The following is a 16,675-nucleotide window of genomic DNA, read 5'->3' on the forward strand; positions in this document are numbered from 1 at the left end:
TCCGGGGCGCCTCGTCATCTCCCGCCACCCGGCGGGAGCGGGGCTCTCACCGCGCCGAACCGGTCAGCGGATAGTGGTCCGAGAGATTGGTGTACGTGTACTCGGTCCCCCAGCTGGAGACGGTCCACGGCGCCGACTCCTCCTTCACCACCTCGTTGTTCCACCCGGCGGGCCGGGCGTTCCCCTCGCGGAAGAGGATGTGGTCCAGGTCCTCGCGCGGGTCGTCCGGATAGCGCTCGCGGGCGATCGAGTTGTCCTCGGTGTCGAAGGAGTACGGGTGCCCGGTGCGCGAATCCGCGCCCGCGAGACCCGCGTCAGCGAGCATCGAGCCGTACTCGGCGCTGCGCGAGTCCACGTTCAAGTCCCCGGCGAGCAGCACCTGTTCGTCCGCCGGGATCTCCTTGGCGTCCAGGAAGGCGTCGATCTCCCGGAACTGGGCGCCGCGCACCCGCGCCGCCTCGCCGTCCCCGCAGCCGGGGTCGGTGGACTGGGTGTGGGTGCCGACGACGTGCACCCGGCTGCCGTTCACGTCCAACACGGCATAGGCGAAGCCCTTGTTGGACAGCGCGTCGGAACCGCAGGCCTCGTCGAACACGTACTGCTCCTTGCGCAGCACCGGCCACTTGCTGAGGATCGTCACCCCGCCGTCCTCCGGCGCCAGCGCCGAGTAGTCCCCGCCCGTCGCGTCCCACCCGTCCTTGCTGCGGCCGACCACCGGCGTCCGGTGCGGATACCGGTCGGCGGCATACCCCTGCAACGCCTCGGAGGAGGAGTTGTCGAAGGCCTCCTGGAGCACCACGACGTCCTTCCCCTGGAAGAAGGGCGCCTCGGTTATCGCCTTCGCACGGTGGTCCTGGCCCCAGTTGGGGTAGAGCAGCTTGCTCATCAGGAAGACGTTGTACGTGAGGACATCCAGCCGGGGCGGCTCGGCGGAGGCGGCGGCCGGGGCGGGGCGGGCCTGCGCGGCGGGCACGGCGGCCACGGCCGGGACAGCAGGCGGGGCGGGCGCGGCCTGTGCGGCCTGCGCGGCGGGAACGGCGGCGAGCAGCACGGCGGCGCACGCCGAACCGAGGGCGGCGCCCCGGAGGCGGCGCGGGGAAAGGTGCGGCACAAGAACTCCTGGCTCGGGGGGTGGAGGTCACGCAGCCGCCATCCAAGCAAAGGCGAACCTTGTTCAGGTACCCCCGCGACGCCAGGGGGGTGACGGGCGGGGAGTGCCGGGGTGAACCGGGGCGCTCGTGATGTTGGTCTGCCGCACTGCCTTCACCGGAAGAGTTCATCCCGGTCGAGGTCAACGAAATGACTCTGGACTCCACGTCCTGCGTCCTTGAATACGCCTTGACGCCTGAGGGACTTCATTCAGACCAAGTGTTGCCCGACCTCGCCGCCGCGTAGATCGTTGCCACCTCTTGCGGGGCGAGTGTCGGGGACATTCCACTGAGCCGTGACGGCAGTTCTTCGCAGGGCACGAGCAGAACTGGTGGTGCGACTTGCCGTACTTTGATCTGCTCGGCTCCGACTATGACGATGACCGGCCGAGCCTCGACCTTGAACCCGCAGACCCGGGTCAAGGTGGCTGATACTTTCCGTGCCTCACTCTGGCTCGCGGGGATGTGACGGGTCTTCCCGCCGTTGACGGTCACCCCGTAGTCGCCGTACCAGACCTTCTTGCCCTTGTGGTGCTTGGTATTGAGCGCAAAGACACCGGCCGGACCGATCACGAGATGGTCCACGTCAGTGCCGGACGGATACTGCACAGCGTGCAGGGTGTGCCACCCTCGCCCGAGACGGCGCAGGCGCCGAGCCGTGCTGACTTCTCCCACGAGGCCCTGCTGCCAGCTCCGTAACTCCCTGGTGTCCTCAGCCTTGGACCATCGCGCGAGGAAGCGCTTCACCGCACTTGGCTCCAGTTCGACAAGCTTGCGGCGTACCGCCGCGCCGGGGCGATTGGCGGCCAAGTCCTCAACAGGAAGCGACATCACAACTCCAGAAGATCGGCGACGACAGCCTTCCCAACGTAGCTTCGGATCGGGGTTGTTACAGGTTTCTCTACCTCATCAAGCCCCGGCTGCGCTCCGCTCCGCCGGGCGCGCTTCCCGGTTCCGCTCCGGGCAACGCGCGCCCACATGGGGGGCAGGACCGGTGGCCATGAGCCGCGCCGCTGCATGGCAGGGCACAGGACACGCCTCCGGCGGGGGCGCTCAGACTCCGGGATGGACGGGGCACCATCAGCGACTGCGGACACATCGTGGTGTGCGCGAGAAGCTTCCATCCCGTCCACCTTCGACCCACGCAGAGCCGAGCAGACGCGGCCCAGGGGGGCAAGGTCGTTCGTAGAGTGGGGCGCTCCAGCTTGACGCCCCTGAACCACGTCGGCTCCACGGTGCGTGGGTCGGACGCGGATGGGATGGGAGCTGGGGTGAGTGGTGGGTTGAGGTGGGGGTATCGGGTCAGAGGTCGAGCAACAGCGAGGAACCTCGGTTAGTTACGGCTTCCAGACACGGGAACGGCCCCCGACCCAGTTCCCCGGATCAGGGGCCGTACTCACTACTCGTCAAGCGGAGGCGGTGGGACTTGAACCCACGGTGAGGGGTTGCCTCACGACGGTTTTCAAGATCGCTGGAGGCTCGACTCCCCTATTGAGACTCCTCTCAGCTACTGAGCGCAGCGCCGACCTCATAGGCGAGGGAAGATCCACCACCCGCCTCGGTCATCCAGCCTCACCGATCTGGTCACCTCACCACTCCGAAGAGTCACCTTGTGGGATGATCTGATGTTCCTAGGGGAGGTGCCTCATTGGCTAAGCACACGTTCGCGAGCTACGCAATCAGGATCAAACGGAGTCGAGAGAAGAGCTATCTCCCTCTCGACAATTTCGACGGTGGGGGGTCCGACCTACTCAAAGAATTCTACGGATTCTTCCTCCACCTTCAAGAATGCGCATTCGAGTTTCCCGAAAAGGAACGTTCTCTCGAAGCTCGCGAGACCCAGCGGAAAAATCGTTCATTGCAAGTCAAACTCGCCTTTGGCGCATATGGCATACAGTCAAGGATCCGAGATCGGACTACCGGCCAAGTTGTATTCCAGAAAATAGAAGGACACGTAGATCTGACAGATTTGCGAAATTACATCATCCTGCCCGAGAACTCTACTGCTGGACTCATCTTCACAGAGCGATTCCAGGGCAATGGTGTAATTTCAGCACTGTCGGAAGCATTCAAAAAGGCATTTCATGCCAAATTTGGCGGATACACGCTAGAAATCAACACCATGACTTCAGAAGCCGCTTTTGGTGTATATATGGAAAGTGGCGAGATTAAGAAAATAAGACTTGTGCGACAGGCCATTCCGCACGACGTGGCAGGTGCCCTTGGGCTAGGCGACGAAGAAACAAACCTGGGCACCATCGAGATGATGTTGCGTCCTCCGCGCACGGGATCCTTCCACAAGCAAAAGATCCAATCTGTAATTAGTGGCGAAACCGACGTCTCCAGCCTTCTGGAGTGGCGCGACGTCACCTTCCGAGAGCTCAAGGTAGAGGTCAAGATCGCCGACTCGCTCAGGACGTTGTCAGTGTCGTCTGGTACAACACCGGCCATGCTCTACGACCTCGAATCTGAGATGCGGAAGGAAGGAGTGACTGAGCTCACGGACACGTGGGTGTATGGGAAGGCTGAAGAGCTAGCTGAAGACCTAGGAAAGAACATGGGTCTCAGCGCCGACCGCATGCGCCGTGAATTCCAATGGCCAGAATTTTGGGATCGCTACAGACTGGAGGTCCCCGTTGATCAGAATGATTGACCTCATTCCGATCGTCAAAGATCATTTCAACACCCTACGCAGCCACTCGACCAACAAGATCATGTGGGGCGAGGTCGTATTCTTCTATGGGACACCTATTGCGCTAGGCGGAGCTGGTATGGCGCTGAATTGGCAAATTGGCGGAGTCGACAACATCTTGGCGGCTTTCGCCATTTTGACGGGTCTATTATTCAATCTTCTCGTATTGCTTTTTGATGTAGCCGCAAAGGCTGCACAGGGCATCGAAGGAACTAGTCCTCGGAATGTTCGCCTAAAGCTAGCCAAGCACCTACAAGCGAACGTCACGTACAGCCTTCTGGTAGCTCTCATCGCGACATCGATTCTCGGCGTCTCAGCCGGAATGGATATCGACAAGGTAAATCGCTGGGTCAGTGGAGCCTTGCTGATTCTCCTTGCGAATTTCACTCTCAATCTACTGATGATCATGCGCCGCATCAGATCCGCATTCTTGACGTCATTCAGCTAGCCGCTAGCCCTCTCCAGATCAGTCTCCTCGCCAGGTACCCGCGCTCACTCGGCTCTGGGCCGAGAACAGACGCTGATGGAGGAGGAGTTGGACGTGCAGGACGCCGTCAGTGGCATCTGAGAGCCTGATAGGTCGCTGGCGTCGGAATTCTTCGTCGACGGCAGCGACCACAGCTCCGTACGAGAACGCGGCTCGTGGACTATCTGTGAACGAGCCTGTTCCCACCGGGCGGTTGCGAGCCATTGACCTGTGCATACTCCTGGGACCGAAAGGCCCTCCGGAGCCGTGCGCGTTTGGTCAGGCACGACACTCCCTCTGTTCCAGAGGTGAGCTACGGCCCCCACATGATCGAAGATGACGGCGGGCGTGCTGCATGGATGGAGTCGAAGCGTCGCCTGGTCAATCCCAAGCGCCACATCGCTGCCCTACAAAACCTCGTTGTTGAAGACGACGATTGAATTTTCTCTATAACTACGACCTCATCAGCGACTCGCAGACCGTGAAGATCGTAAGAGTTCAGCAGCGCGCAGCAGGGCAGAGGAACCGCCGACTCAAGCGCTTGGCGGCCCGGCAGCGCCACGCGGTACAGCAGCGAAGTAACAGCAACCACAGCAACTGGCCCCACCTCAGAGCGTCCCCGTCGGGCCGAAGCGCGACCTGTATGACCGTCAGCAACCGATCCACATAGAGCTACGGATCAGAAGGCAACTGGAGCACACGTGAGCCCCGGAAGCTACGCCGGGGCTCACAGTCTCAGCGGGCGATGTGGGGTGCAGGGTCAGAGCGCCTCGTTGTTCTGCTTGGGTGCCTCGCCTGACCTATGCACCGGAGGCAAGACGCTCCACGGAAAGTTGATCCACTCCTCGGTGCGCTTCCACACGTACTCGCACTTCACCAGCGAGTGCGCCTTCTCGTAGATGACGGCGCTGCGCACCTCGGCGACGGTGTCCAGGCAGAAGTCGCGGACGAGCTTGAGGGTCTTGCCGGTGTCGGCGACGTCGTCGGCGATCAGCACCTTCTTGTCGGTGAAGTCGATCGCGTTGGGGACGGGCGCGAGCATGACCGGCATGTCGAGCGTGGTGCCGACCCCGGTGTAGAACTCGACGTTCACCAGATGCAGGTTCTTGCAGTCCAGCGCGTAGGCGAGCCCGCCCGCCACGAAGACGCCGCCGCGCGCGATGGACAGCACTATGTCGGGCTCGTACCCGTCGTCGGCCACGGTCTGCGCCAGCTCGCGCACCGCCTCGCCGAACCGCTCGTACGTCAGGTTCTCGCGCTGCCCGGATCCGCTCGCCATGGTGAGTCCGCCCTCAGACCTGGGTCCGGTGGAAGTTCAGATAGGAGCGCGAGGCGGTGGGCCCGCGCTGCCCCTGGTAGCGGGAGCCGTAGCGCTCGGAACCGTAGGGGAACTCGGCGGGCGAGCTGAGCCTGAACATGCACAGCTGCCCGATCTTCATCCCCGGCCACAACTTGATCGGCAGGGTCGCGAGATTGGACAGCTCCAGGGTGACGTGCCCGGAGAACCCCGGGTCGATGAACCCGGCGGTCGAGTGCGTCACCAGACCGAGCCGCCCCAGCGAGCTCTTGCCCTCCAGGCGGGAGGCGAGATCCTCGGGGAGCGTGATCTCCTCGTAGGTGGAGGCGAGCACGAACTCACCGGGGTGCAGGATGAACGCGTCGTCCCCCTCCGGCTCCACCATTCGCGTCAGGTCGACCTGCTCCGCGGAGGGGTCGATATGCGGATAGCGGTGGTTCTCGAACACCCGGAAGTAGCGGTCGAGCCGCACATCGATGCTCGACGGCTGCACCATCGACTCCTCGAACGGGTCGATGCGCACCCGTCCGGCGTCGATCTCGGCCCGGAGATCCTTGTCAGAGAGAAGCACGCCCCGAGGATACGCAGTGGTCGGCGTCCGGCTACAACACGGGCGGGGGAGCCGGGGGGCGGTGCGAGCTGCGGGGCAGCTCGTCTGCCGGCCGTGCGCGCCCCTCCCCCGAGCCCGGTCTCGGTGCGCCCCAGCCGGGGCCCGCGGGCAACTGGCGCCCGCGCGGCCCCGGTTGGCCTCAGCGCTCGCCCTCCGCGGATCCCGCGGCGGCGGACCGCGCGGGAGCGGACCCCACCGGCACGGCATGCCGCAGCCGGGCACACTGCGGGCAGCGGATCAGCCGGGCGGGGCCGAGCCGCCCCGCCTGCTGCATCGGGAACGAAGTGGTACTGAACACGTGCCCCTCGGCACAGCGGACGACGGTGCGCTCCATCAAGTCCTTGGTTTCCCTTCCCCAGAGCCGCGAACTGACTTCAGGAAAGCCACGTTACGGGATCAAAGGGACGCCCTTCCAGGCGCCTCCCCACCCCCGGAACAACACTCCCCCGACTCCCCAACGCCCCCCGCCGGCACCCCGAAACCACCCGCCACCGTACGCCCCGGCCCCCACCACCCGCACTCACGACACCCGGGGCCGGCCCCGCCCGGGAACAACCCCGGCGACAAGCCCGGCAACAGGCCCGGTAACAACAGAGAGGCCCCACGACTCGAACGCCGGGGGCCTGAGATGGGGTAGAGTACGAACGGCTCGCCAGTCGATCTTCGGCGAGCTACGCGGGTGTAGTTTAATGGTAGAACATCAGCTTCCCAAGCTGAGAGCGCGAGTTCGATTCTCGTCACCCGCTCCATCGTGAAGCCCCAGGCCAGCAGCCTGGGGCTTATGTGTTGTCTAGTCCAATTCGGGAGCGGCGTGCCCTCCGCGTGCCCTAAGTCGCAGCGAAACGACCATCAAGGGCGGCACCCAGGGCCCACCTGAGCAGCCCGCCCTCCGCATGTCTCGAATGGCGAGACGTATTTTGCGTGACCTACGCCACAGCACTCAGCGCTGCAGTGAAGTCGCTTACGCAAAATATGAGTTCACAAGTGATGTCCGCAGACCACGATGCCGACGCGAGCCCAGAAGGCTGGCAACCGCTCTCCCGGCCAACCCCGGGGTGCCCTCTGTCTGTTCAGGAACAACGCGCCAGCGGCCGCACGCAAGATGCTCTGGGCGCGACTCACGGCCACGGCATCCAGTCCGATGCCGTTGCTGCAGCAGGGACGCACGGCTCACCGAGCAGCTTTCGGGTCTACGAACCGCGACGGGCCTGCCAACCAATCGGCATGGAGTCCCAATCCGTTATGCGTGTACCGCATCCGGTAGCACTCGACGAAGTGCGCTACCCACGGCCGGGTCAGCTTCTGACACCTGGCGCAGGTCAACACTGTTCATATATCGATAGCTCTGCGGCGGGTGGAAGGTTCCCGCCGCACGCAGCGCGCTGAGACTCACCGGCTTGTCGAAGGACAGGGGGTCCTCCAAGGTCAGGCCGCTCGCTTGGGCGGCGCCGTCCATGTAGACGTCGTACTCGCGCCGAGTGATCCCTGTCTGCGCACGATGCGCCGACCAGACCTCCTTGGGGGAGGCCACATGGACGGACGCGATGCGCGCCATACCCACCAGGGCCATGGTTGGCGTCGTCGCGTACAGCAGGACGGGCGTTCCGGGAGGAGCGGCGACGCGTTGACGGCGGACCTCCACCGTCTTGCTGCCGGCCAGGATCGCGTTGGCGAAGCGAGGGTGGACGGACAGCAGCATCGCGCGTTCCGGATCGTTCACGTCGTTCGGTGCCCCTCTTGATAGACCGCCTGGAACAGCTCGTTGCTGATCTTCGACAGCGAGATCAGCGACAACCGTAGCCCCAGCTCCCCGGCCCTGTAGTTCAATCGCCGCAGCGTCACCGGCTTGGGGAAGATCTCCGTGTCCGAGAACCGCAGAGCCATGGCCCGACCGGAGACATCGGCAGCCTTCTGAACCTCTGCTCGACCATATACGCCCAGGTGTTCGAATTTCGAGAAGAGGGCATCAGGTGTGTCGATCAGCACCTCGTCGAGCCGGGAACACCCGACCACCATCTGCCCCTCTGCGCCGGATGTCCCCTTGCTGACGTACCAGAGAAGTCTGGCGGGGACGCTCTCACCGCGGTGCCCGGAGGAGCGGTAGTAGACGTGCTCCCGGCTGATGCCCAAAGCCTCGCTCCGCGGAATCAGCATGGCCGGCACGTTGAAGAGCTCGGTGGACCAACGCGGATCAATGGGCACAAGGAACGAGGGCAACTCGGAGTCGATCACTTTCACCGGCCACCAAGCTCGCTCCACCAGAGCCGCCACTTCGGCCGGCATGCCGCTCTGCAGGTCGGTCGCCTCCGCGTTCAACTCGCGCGCAAGCTCACCCGCCACGGCCTCGACCTCGGCAGCCGTGCCGCAGACGTCTACCAGGAGAGCCACGAGCATGCCGTCCCGCTCCAAGAAGCCGTCCTCACCGGCCGCTGAACGAGCAGCAGGGGAAAGATGGGGATCCTGGATACTGACGATTTCCGCCCCGCATTCGCGGCCAAGTCGTTTGACCAGGAAAAGGAGTTGCCTGGCAAGGGACTCCTCCAGGAGATGAGCAGCAGTACGGAGGATGGGAACCAACAGCGTTCTCCCGTCCAGGACCCAGGCGTAGAGGGCGACCGGGCGTCCCTGGCCGTCTCGCAACAACTCACGACGCCATGCAACCCTGTCGCCGTTCAGGGACCGCAGACGCTCGGCGAAGGCGGATCCGCTCTCATCTCCTGACTGCGGGAAGAAGGCGACCAGCTCATCCTCCGACCCGGGAGTCAGCTCGCTGGACCGGAACTCCGTACCCATGAGGTCTGCTGGACGGTAGACCTGAGCTTGTCGCAGCTCATCTACGTGCAGCGTCACGGCGGAAGGCGCAACGACACGAACACGTGCGACGTCCCAGGCCACGTCGGCCAGACTGGCCAGCAATGGATCACGAGTCACCAGGACCTGCAGACCGGCACATGAGGTCTCGGCCACGTACTGGAGGCGGAGCTGGAGATCACCAGCGGAAGCAGGATCCGGTAAGGCGTCCAGCGCGGCCTGCAGCAGTTCACCGCATCGCGCGTCCACGGCAGCGGCATCCGGAGCAAGCTTGCGCAGGCCCGACAGAGCCGCGCGCTGATGCTGACGTTCTGCCGTATCCGAGATGTCCCGGAGTTGCTGGAACAGTTGCGGGGTATAGGCGAGTTCGACAAGATCCGTCATCCAGCCCGCTTCAAGGGCACGCGATTCCTCTGCACCGCTCGTGTCGACGCGAGCGCGTAGGTCGGCGAATACGCCATGGTCGACGGTCACAACGAGGAGCGCGTCGCTTTCCATCTCCGTGAACAGGTCCGGATGACCGAGGTCCAGCCACCAGCCGTCCAAGATCTCACCGTCACGACCACGCCCGCGAACCTCGCCTTGCGGGACGAACCCCAGCTTCCGCCACATCCCGCTGAGTTCATAGTCCCGTCGGCACTTGGCCTTGATCCCGAGCCGATGTGAATACCGCTCCTTGATGCTCTCCACCAGTTGGCGACCGATACCCCGTCCGCGCTGTTCTTCTGCCACACACAGATGGGCGAGGCGAATGTGAGCACTCCTCTTCGGTAATCCGAAGAGGGCATAGCCGATCACTTCACCCGCTTCTACAGCAGCCAGGAGACCGCCGTCCTCGGCCGCCTTGCGGTAGGCAGGTGGCGCCAGGAGCCCGAGCCACTTGGTGTAGCGGTTGCCCAAAGCTATGGCCTTGTCGACCAGCCCGTCTTGCGCGGGCGAAACGAGTACCAGCTTGATCGCCATTGCTTCCCCTCCCAGCGGCACCGGGCGCAGTCGGACGCAACTGCCCTGTCGCACCTATGCGAGAAGCTGATCTCACGGACGGTCGGCACTCAAGGGGGCACAAGGGGCGCACGGTGCTCCGACCACTGCTGCTCCGGCCGGTCGACACGCAGGGGAAGGCTAAGCCTCTGCGCCCCGCCGACGGTCGGCCGCCGATTCATGCCTTTCCTGACGCACCTCAGCATCGATCCCCTGCGCCAACTTCCGCTGGTGCCTCACCGTCGAGTGCTGGTAGATCAGCTGCGCCCGCTCTGAGGAGTGGCCGGCGCGGACCATGAGGTCCTTGAGTTTGGCGCCGGTGTCGGCGGCGAGGGTGTTGCCGGTGTGGCGGAGGTCGTAGAAGCGGAAGTTGTCCGGCATGCCGACCTTCGCTCGGGCTTTGCGCCACTTGCGGCCGAAGGTCGAGCGGCGAAAGGGGGCGCCTTTTTCGCCGACGAAGAGCAGGCCGTCCGGCCCCTTCTCCGCGAACCAGCGCAGGTGTCGGCGCAGTTCCGGGAGAAGGAAGTCGGGCAGGTAGACGGTGCGCTTGCCCGCTCGTGTCTTGGGGTCGCCGGTGACCCGCTTGCCATTGGTGAGCTCCGGGGACGCGAGCGTGATCCGCAGCGAGCACTCGTCGAGGTCGACGCTGTGGCGGCGCAGTTCGGCCAGTTCCTCCGGGCGGAGGGAGGCGAAGGCGCCGAGCAGGACCATCAGGCGCCAGCGGGGGCCCATGGCGTCCGCGAGGTCGAAGACCTGGGCGATGGTGGCGGTGGGCCGTTCGTCGGCCTCCTCTTTGCCCGCACCCTTGATCCGGCAGGGATTGGTCCGCAGGAGTTCGTCGTCGACCGCCGTCTGAAGGATCGCCTTCAGGAGCCGGTACGACTTGGCGACGGTGGTGGCGCCGGTGGCCTTCAGACGGTCGGCTCGCCAGGTGCGGACCGCGGGTGGTGTGATCGCGTCGAGGTCCTTGCCGCCGAAGGTCGGCAGGATGTGGAGCCGAAGAAGGCCGTCGTAGCGGTCGAGCGTGGTCGGGGCCAGGCCTCGTTCTGTCGTCCAACGGCGGGCGTACTCCTCGAAGTTCACTGCTCCGGCGTCGGGGTCGCGCCAGTGGTCGCGCTCGATGTCGGCGCGGGTGAGGTTGAGCCACTCCTGGGCTTCGGACTTGGTCTCGAACGTCTCCGGCGCGGTGTAACGCTGTCCATCGGGGCCGATGTAGCGGGCCTGCCACCGACCGGACGGAAGCTTGCGGGTCGTGCCGAACTCACGTCGCCGCTGAGGCTTGCGCCCTGCCATCAAGCCGCCTTTCCGTAGCGGCGGCGGACACGGCGAACCGGTTCGACGGTGCGCGCCTCGACGTACTCGGCGACCGCGCTCTCGGGGATACGGACCGGGCGACCGAGCTTGACGTAGCGGATGCGGCGTTCGGCGATCAGGCGGCGGACGAAGCGTTCACCTGTGCCGAGAAGTTCGCCGGCCTCGGCGACGGTGAGGAGGCGATCAGCCATGGGCGGTCGCCTTCTTCGCGTGGCGCTTGGGGTCGTTGAGAACAGGGGGTATTGCGAGGTCGTGCAAGGGTGGTGGGTCCTTTGTCCGGCAAGGCGGTTCGGGGGGCAGGCAGTGGTCCGAGGCGAGCGGTCCTCTAGGCGCCGTGGCCCTCTTGGAGGAGTGCCAGCGGAGGCACCTGCAAAGCTCGGGCGAGGGCGACGAGGTCGTCGATGTCGCAGCGGCGCTGGGCGCGTTCGATGCGGGACAGCATCGTGTTCGACATCGGACGGCCGAGGGCGGTGACGCGAGCGGCGAGCTCGCGCTGGGCGAGACCGTGTTCGGCGCGGAGGATTTCGATAGCACGAGCGGTTCGCATTCCGGCCGTACCTATTTCCAGGGGTCGTGTTGCCATGGCTCCTATTGGTAACTCGAATTCGCCGGTTTGGGTAACCGGCGATCGTCGGTTATGTTGCGCGAGGGAAGTCGCGGCTGGGCGAGGTTTCGGGGCGTCCGGCGGGTGATGGCCGAGACAGCCGCAGAGACGCTCTGAAGTACGGTGTTGTGTTGTAGCTTGCGCGCCGGAGGCGGTCAACAGCCTTCCCGTGTGATCTGTCTGGCTCGGCCTCGAGGGCAGCCATTTCGGCAACAGGCAATCCGGCATTACCCTTTTGCGAGCGCCTCGGGGTACGTGTTCGCCGTCAGCTGTCTGATTTCTCGGCGGAATGCTGGACTTCTGCGGCGCCGGTGTGGCTGTCTTGGCCGGACGAAGCCACCAGCCTCCTGCACCATGCCCGTGGAATTCGGGCCGAGGCTGAGCCGTACCGCCTCCTGCGCGCTGCCCCACGAGGGCCCGCACTCCTGCCCGACCTCACCTCGGAGCCGCCACCCCATGAGCTACGACGCCCGCGAATGGGTGTGGGACCACAGCAAGAGCAAGGGCACCGCCCGCATGGTGCTCGCCCTGATCGCCGACCGGTGCGTCGACGGGCGCTGCATCGCCTACGCCTCCGTGCCCACCCTCATGAAGCGCGCCAACGCCTCCCGTACCGCCGTGCGCGAGGCCCTGGCCAAGCTGGCCGCCAGCGGCGAGCTGGTGTGCCTCACCCACCGCAAGGGCCCCCGCGGGGAGACCTACTACCAACTCCCGGAAGCCGCCCGGTTCCTCGCCCGGCAGACCACCGAGGGGGATCGGCATCCGGCCCCTCAGGGGGATCCGAATCCGACCCCGGAGGGGACGGAATCCGACCCTGCGGACCCCTTCGAGGCGGAGCCGGAATCCGACCCGGGGGAACGGATCCCGACCCCGGGAGGGGACGGATTCCGGCCCATCGGAGGTACGGATTCCGACCCCCAGAACGGTAGAGAACCAAAGGTGAACGGTAAGAGCAGCAGCTCTGCCCCGCTCATCACCGCCGAGCAGTGGGAGATCGACGGCGGTGCTCGGGCCTGGCTCCAGCACGAAGGCCACCTCGACCGCCTCGGCGAACCGGCCCTGAGTTCGGCCCACGAGAAGTGGCGCGCCTACCGAGCCACCTATCCGCCGCGCACCGCTGGGGCCTGGGCCGCCGACTGGCGCAGCTGGATCGCCCGCGAACACACCCCCGCCCCCGGCCGCCCGAACCTCTACGCCGTACCCGGCGAGAGCACCGCAGCCTCGTCGCCGCCCTCCCGCATGACGCGGTCCGAGGCACACATGGCCGCCCTGCTCGCCGCCCTCGACGAACCGACCGGAACGGAGTGACCCGCCCGTGGACCGACGCGAAGTCGCCGCCGCCCTCGCCTACCTCGGCCGACTCGACCCCCGCACCATCCGCACCGACACGGGCCGGGCCCGCGAGCAGATCGCGCAGTGGCAGGAACTCCTCGCCGAGGTGCCCTTCACCACCGACCACGGCTGGGACGTCCGCGAAGCGATACGGGCGCACGTCCTCGAATCGCCCTACCCGATGCTTCCCGTGGATCTTGCCCGCGGATGGCGGGCCTGTCGCCGCGACCGTCTGGCCCGGCACACCGACCCCACGCCGTTCGCCGACCCGGACGATCCGACCGCCTGGCAAGCCGAGTTGCTCCGATCTCGTAGCGCCGCCGCCACCGGGGCAGCAGCCCCCTCTTCACAGCGGCAGCTCCCCAGCGGCGCCCGGACCCGTGACATCAAGGAGCGCCTGCGCGAGACCGGCTCATGCATCCCGCCCGCGGTCCGCGCCGAGCTGGACCGCTATCGGCGTGGTCGCGCTGTGGGGGAGGCCACCGCCGCCAGGGAGACCCCTGCGCATTCGGTACCCGAGGACCGCCGACCGGTCCCGTCCCGGCGAGGGGACACAGCACGATCGGGGACCGAACCTCGAAGGCCGATGATGCCGGCGACCGCCACCAGCTCGGTGGGGACCGTGCCGTAGGGGACGGTCCTGTCCGGGACCGTGGGAGCGCCGTCCGAGGACCGGTCCTCACGGAAATGCAGCTCAAAGGGCTGATCTGATCGGTCCCCAGAGCTCCCTCGCGGGACGAGGACACGGCAACCTTTCCAGTCAGGACCGAGCGCGCGGGAGGAGAGGGCCGGGACGGTCCCCCTGACGGTGTGTCACGGGGACCGTCCCCACTCTCCATGCCTGTATCCAACTGACCGAGGACCGTGCGGGCTGCGCGCTGTCACAGCTCGCCCTCGCACCACCTTCGCCTTCGGCGCTCGACCCGACACCTCTGTCCGAAGGGCCAGCCCGCGAGTCGCTGTCCCGGTTCGCGCTGGCCAGGCCGCTTCAACACGCCCCCAGCGGTCGACACCCCCCTTGCGGCCCAACCACCCATCCCGAACCCCCCGGAGAGCCACACGTGCACGACCGACGTGCTGACCACCCCACCACCCACCAGGAGGAAGCAAGGACGCCGACCTCAGCCGGAGCAAGTTGGAGGTTCGGACACTCCCCCGCGGAGGGAGCGTCCGAACCGGGCCCCGCCCCAGGGGTGGCAGGGCTCGACCGGCGCCAGGGGGCGCCGGTCGAGAAGGCTGCGACCGAGGGCGGATCGCAGCACGCGCAGAGCGGCCGAACAGCCGGAAGGAGACGGTCCCGCCCGCGTGACCGGAAGCAGCGTCCTGCCCACAGCGTCCGTCTGAACGAGCACGAGCTCGCTCTTGTCCGGCAAGGCGCCGACCGTGTCGGTATGAGCGTGGCCGCCTTCCTGGCCTACTCCGCCCTGGCCGCCGCCCGCGACCAGACCCGCACCGCGGAGGCGATCGCCACCGACCGCGATGTCCTGACCGCGCTGTTCGGCGTACGCCGCCAACTCGGCTGGGCCGGAAGCAACGTCAACCAGATGGCCAGAGCCCTCAACGCCGGAGCCGACGTGCCGCACTTCGCCGAGGTGCTGGGAGAACTGCGACGCGCGGCTCACGCCGTCCAGCAGGCGGCCGACCGCGTCGCCGACCGGCAGCAGGACAGCGCGGCGTGATCCCCAGGATCCACAAGCAGGGCGGCCGCACCCTCGGGCTCCTGCACTACCTCTACGGCAAGGGCACCCACGAGGAACACGTCGACCCGCACCTGGTCGCCTCCTTCGACGGCATGGCCCCCGATCCCGGACGCGACCCTGCGACGACGAAGCGGGACCTCCAGCAGCTCCTCGACCAGCCCCTCCATCTGCTCGCCGCAGACCAGCGGCCTGAGAAGCACGTATGGCACTGCTCCGTGCGCGCCTCCCCCGACGACCCGGTCCTGAGCGACGAGCAGTGGGCCGACATCGCCCGCCGTATCGTCGCGGCAACGGGCATCGACCCCGGCGACGGGGCAGGCTGCCGCTGGGCCGCTGTCCGTCACGCCGACGACCACATCCACGTGATCGCCACCCTCGTACGCGAAGACGGCCGCCGCCCCGCTCACCACCGCTCCGGCCGGCGTGCCCAGACCGAAGCCCGCCAGATCGAAGCCGACTACGGCCTCCACCGCGTCGCCCCGGGCGACGGCACCGCTGCCCGGCGCGCCACCAGCGCCGAGCGGCACAAGGCCGAACGCCAGGGCAGAAGCCGTCCCGCACGCGAGGAGCTGCGCGAGACCGCCCGCCGCGCACTGGCCGGTGCCACCTCCACCGAGGAGTTCCTCGACCGCCTCAAGAACGCCGGGCTCCTGGTACGGACCAGGATGCTGCCCTCCGGTGACCTGAAGGGCTACAAGCTCGCACTGCCCGACGACCGCAACGGCGAAGACGAACCGGTCTACTACGCCGGATCCACCCTCGCCCCCGACCTCTCCCTGCCCCGTGTCCAGGAACGCTTCACCACCGACTCCGCGCCACCGAAGAGTGCCGCCGACGAACAGCCCGTTGACCGCATCCCGGAGTCAGCACCCGCCGCAGCACGGCGCACCGCCACCCACGCGGCGTGGACGGCCCTGCTCGTCCTCGACCACGGCACCGACGAAGGTGCAGCCGCAGCGCAGATCGCAGCCACCGGCGAGGTCCTCGATGCCCTCGCCAAGACCTCCGCGCCCCACACCCGCGACGAACTCCGCCAGGCGGCTCGGGAGTTCGAGCGGGCCTCGCGCTCCCACACCCGAGCCGAATACCGCCACGCCCAGGACCTGCGCCGAGCGGCACGCGACCTCGTCCACAGCGGGCCCGCACTGGGCCGGGGCGAGGACGGGGCCGGCACCGCGATGGCCCTGGACATGCTCTTCTTCCTCGCCGTCGCCGCGGCCCACTGGCATGCGCGGCGTCAGCACGCCCAGCAGGCCGCGGCCGCCCACCAGGCCGCCGACCACCTGCGGGCCGCCTACCGCCAGGCCGCCGCCGGACCCCTCACGGCACTACGAGGACGCAGCCGCCGCATCACCCCAACGCAGCGACACCAGCACGCCACCCTCGTACGCGACGCCCTGCCCGACCTCGCCGAAAGCATCCTGGCCGAGCCCGGCTGGGACGCCCTGGCCACCACTCTCACCGATGCCGCGCAGACCGGCCACGATCCGCGAACCCTGCTCATCAAGGCCGCCACGCACCGGGAACTGGACACCGCCGACTCGGTCAGCGACGTCCTGGTCTGGCGACTACGCCGATCCACCGACATGCGCGCTTTCCCCCCGGCCCCGGAACCCGCCCGGGCTGCTGACCCCGCGTACCGCAGGCCATCACACCTCTCTGTGCCCACGGCAACTCGCCTACCCAGCCGCTGACCTGGCGTGAACCCAACCCAGCGCCT

General features: G+C 66.7%; 16 protein-coding genes and 1 tRNA gene. 7 read left to right on the plus strand and 10 right to left on the minus strand.

What is annotated here, in order from left to right; all coding sequences use genetic code 11:
- Positions 1–46: 46 nt before the first annotated feature.
- Positions 47–1,111 carry a sphingomyelin phosphodiesterase gene (sph, locus tag HFV08_RS10990; protein ID WP_168538303.1) on the minus strand — a complete coding sequence of 355 codons (1,065 nt, stop codon included), beginning with the start codon at positions 1,109–1,111 and terminating at the stop codon, positions 47–49.
- 244 nt (positions 1,112–1,355) lie between these two features.
- Positions 1,356–1,979, minus strand: a complete 624-nt coding sequence (locus HFV08_RS10995; RefSeq protein WP_210430139.1) for a nuclease-related domain-containing protein — start codon at positions 1,977–1,979, stop codon at positions 1,356–1,358.
- An 817-nt stretch (positions 1,980–2,796) separates the two neighbouring features.
- Here HFV08_RS10995 and HFV08_RS11000 point away from each other — a divergent pair.
- The gene (locus HFV08_RS11000) at positions 2,797–3,801 is read left to right on the plus strand and encodes a hypothetical protein (protein ID WP_168538305.1); all 1,005 of its coding nucleotides are present in this window, start codon (positions 2,797–2,799) and stop codon (positions 3,799–3,801) included.
- Positions 3,794–4,288 carry a hypothetical protein gene (locus HFV08_RS11005; protein ID WP_168538307.1) on the plus strand — a complete coding sequence of 165 codons (495 nt, stop codon included), beginning with the start codon at positions 3,794–3,796 and terminating at the stop codon, positions 4,286–4,288. The genes HFV08_RS11000 and HFV08_RS11005 overlap by 8 nt, the downstream gene beginning before the upstream one ends.
- Before the next feature lie 778 nt (positions 4,289–5,066).
- On the opposite strand, the gene HFV08_RS11010 is transcribed toward HFV08_RS11005, so the two are convergent.
- The 3 genes from HFV08_RS11010 to HFV08_RS31535 form a co-directional block, all read right to left on the minus strand.
- Positions 5,067–5,585, minus strand: a complete 519-nt coding sequence (locus tag HFV08_RS11010; protein ID WP_168538309.1) for a phosphoribosyltransferase — start codon at positions 5,583–5,585, stop codon at positions 5,067–5,069.
- Positions 5,586–5,598: 13 nt separating this feature from the next.
- Positions 5,599–6,174 (minus strand): dCTP deaminase, encoded by a 576-nt coding sequence (gene dcd, locus HFV08_RS11015; protein WP_168538311.1) that lies wholly within the window; start codon positions 6,172–6,174, stop codon positions 5,599–5,601.
- Positions 6,175–6,352: 178 nt separating this feature from the next.
- On the minus strand, positions 6,353–6,547 hold the full coding sequence (locus HFV08_RS31535; RefSeq protein ID WP_168538313.1) for a hypothetical protein: 195 nt from the start codon (positions 6,545–6,547) through the stop codon (positions 6,353–6,355).
- 341 nt (positions 6,548–6,888) lie between these two features.
- Between HFV08_RS31535 and HFV08_RS11025 the strand changes: the two genes are divergently transcribed.
- Positions 6,889–6,962: transfer RNA gene (locus HFV08_RS11025), tRNA-Gly, on the plus strand.
- Between the two features lie 491 nt (positions 6,963–7,453).
- On the opposite strand, the gene HFV08_RS11030 is transcribed toward HFV08_RS11025, so the two are convergent.
- The 5 genes from HFV08_RS11030 to HFV08_RS11050 all read right to left on the minus strand — a co-directional run bounded on the left by HFV08_RS11030 (position 7,454) and on the right by HFV08_RS11050 (position 11,902).
- A complete protein-coding gene (locus HFV08_RS11030; protein WP_237282733.1) occupies positions 7,454–7,933 on the minus strand; it encodes an ASCH domain-containing protein in 480 nt (159 codons plus the stop codon).
- Positions 7,930–9,987: a GNAT family N-acetyltransferase gene (locus HFV08_RS11035; RefSeq protein ID WP_168538315.1), complete on the minus strand. Its 2,058-nt coding sequence runs from the start codon at positions 9,985–9,987 to the stop codon at positions 7,930–7,932. Before HFV08_RS11035 ends, HFV08_RS11030 begins: the two co-directional genes overlap by 4 nt.
- A 159-nt stretch (positions 9,988–10,146) precedes the next feature.
- On the minus strand, positions 10,147–11,298 hold the full coding sequence (locus HFV08_RS11040; protein ID WP_168538317.1) for a tyrosine-type recombinase/integrase: 1,152 nt from the start codon (positions 11,296–11,298) through the stop codon (positions 10,147–10,149).
- Positions 11,298–11,510, minus strand: coding sequence for a helix-turn-helix domain-containing protein (locus HFV08_RS11045; protein WP_168538319.1), 213 nt, complete (start codon positions 11,508–11,510; stop codon positions 11,298–11,300). Before HFV08_RS11045 ends, HFV08_RS11040 begins: the two co-directional genes overlap by 1 nt.
- 134 nt (positions 11,511–11,644) lie before the next feature.
- Positions 11,645–11,902 (minus strand): helix-turn-helix domain-containing protein, encoded by a 258-nt coding sequence (locus tag HFV08_RS11050; protein ID WP_168538321.1) that lies wholly within the window; start codon positions 11,900–11,902, stop codon positions 11,645–11,647.
- 477 nt (positions 11,903–12,379) lie between these two features.
- Here HFV08_RS11050 and HFV08_RS11055 point away from each other — a divergent pair, with 477 nt between their 5' ends.
- From HFV08_RS11055 to HFV08_RS11070, 4 genes are all read left to right on the plus strand, one after another.
- Positions 12,380–13,231 (plus strand): helix-turn-helix domain-containing protein, encoded by an 852-nt coding sequence (locus tag HFV08_RS11055; protein WP_168538534.1) that lies wholly within the window; start codon positions 12,380–12,382, stop codon positions 13,229–13,231.
- Between the two features lie 7 nt (positions 13,232–13,238).
- Positions 13,239–13,886: a hypothetical protein gene (locus tag HFV08_RS11060; RefSeq protein WP_312885513.1), complete on the plus strand. Its 648-nt coding sequence runs from the start codon at positions 13,239–13,241 to the stop codon at positions 13,884–13,886.
- A 760-nt stretch (positions 13,887–14,646) separates the two neighbouring features.
- Positions 14,647–14,934 (plus strand): plasmid mobilization relaxosome protein MobC, encoded by a 288-nt coding sequence (mobC, locus tag HFV08_RS31540; protein WP_040250497.1) that lies wholly within the window; start codon positions 14,647–14,649, stop codon positions 14,932–14,934.
- The gene (locus tag HFV08_RS11070) at positions 14,931–16,649 is read left to right on the plus strand and encodes a relaxase/mobilization nuclease domain-containing protein (RefSeq protein WP_168538323.1); all 1,719 of its coding nucleotides are present in this window, start codon (positions 14,931–14,933) and stop codon (positions 16,647–16,649) included. Before mobC ends, HFV08_RS11070 begins: the two co-directional genes overlap by 4 nt.
- The last annotated feature ends 26 nt before the right edge of the window (positions 16,650–16,675 follow it).

This window comes from Streptomyces physcomitrii, from assembly GCF_012273655.1.
Classification (GTDB): Bacteria; Actinomycetota; Actinomycetes; order Streptomycetales; family Streptomycetaceae; genus Streptomyces; species Streptomyces physcomitrii.

What these genes read in the sequence shown, in the direction of transcription:
- HFV08_RS10995 (WP_210430139.1), bottom strand. Translation starts at nt 1,979, where the DNA reads ATGTCGCTTCCTGTTGAGGACTTGGCCGCCAATCGCCCCGGCGCGGCG.
- HFV08_RS11005 (WP_168538307.1), top strand. Translation starts at nt 3,794, where the DNA reads ATGATTGACCTCATTCCGATCGTCAAAGATCATTTCAACACCCTACGC.
- HFV08_RS11010 (WP_168538309.1), bottom strand. Translation starts at nt 5,585, where the DNA reads ATGGCGAGCGGATCCGGGCAGCGCGAGAACCTGACGTACGAGCGGTTC.
- HFV08_RS31535 (WP_168538313.1), bottom strand. Translation starts at nt 6,547, where the DNA reads ATGGAGCGCACCGTCGTCCGCTGTGCCGAGGGGCACGTGTTCAGTACC.
- HFV08_RS11035 (WP_168538315.1), bottom strand. Translation starts at nt 9,987, where the DNA reads ATGGCGATCAAGCTGGTACTCGTTTCGCCCGCGCAAGACGGGCTGGTC.
- HFV08_RS11040 (WP_168538317.1), bottom strand. Translation starts at nt 11,298, where the DNA reads ATGGCAGGGCGCAAGCCTCAGCGGCGACGTGAGTTCGGCACGACCCGC.
- HFV08_RS11045 (WP_168538319.1), bottom strand. Translation starts at nt 11,510, where the DNA reads ATGGCTGATCGCCTCCTCACCGTCGCCGAGGCCGGCGAACTTCTCGGC.
- HFV08_RS11050 (WP_168538321.1), bottom strand. Translation starts at nt 11,902, where the DNA reads ATGGCAACACGACCCCTGGAAATAGGTACGGCCGGAATGCGAACCGCT.
- HFV08_RS11055 (WP_168538534.1), top strand. Translation starts at nt 12,380, where the DNA reads ATGAGCTACGACGCCCGCGAATGGGTGTGGGACCACAGCAAGAGCAAG.
- mobC (WP_040250497.1), top strand. Translation starts at nt 14,647, where the DNA reads ATGAGCGTGGCCGCCTTCCTGGCCTACTCCGCCCTGGCCGCCGCCCGC.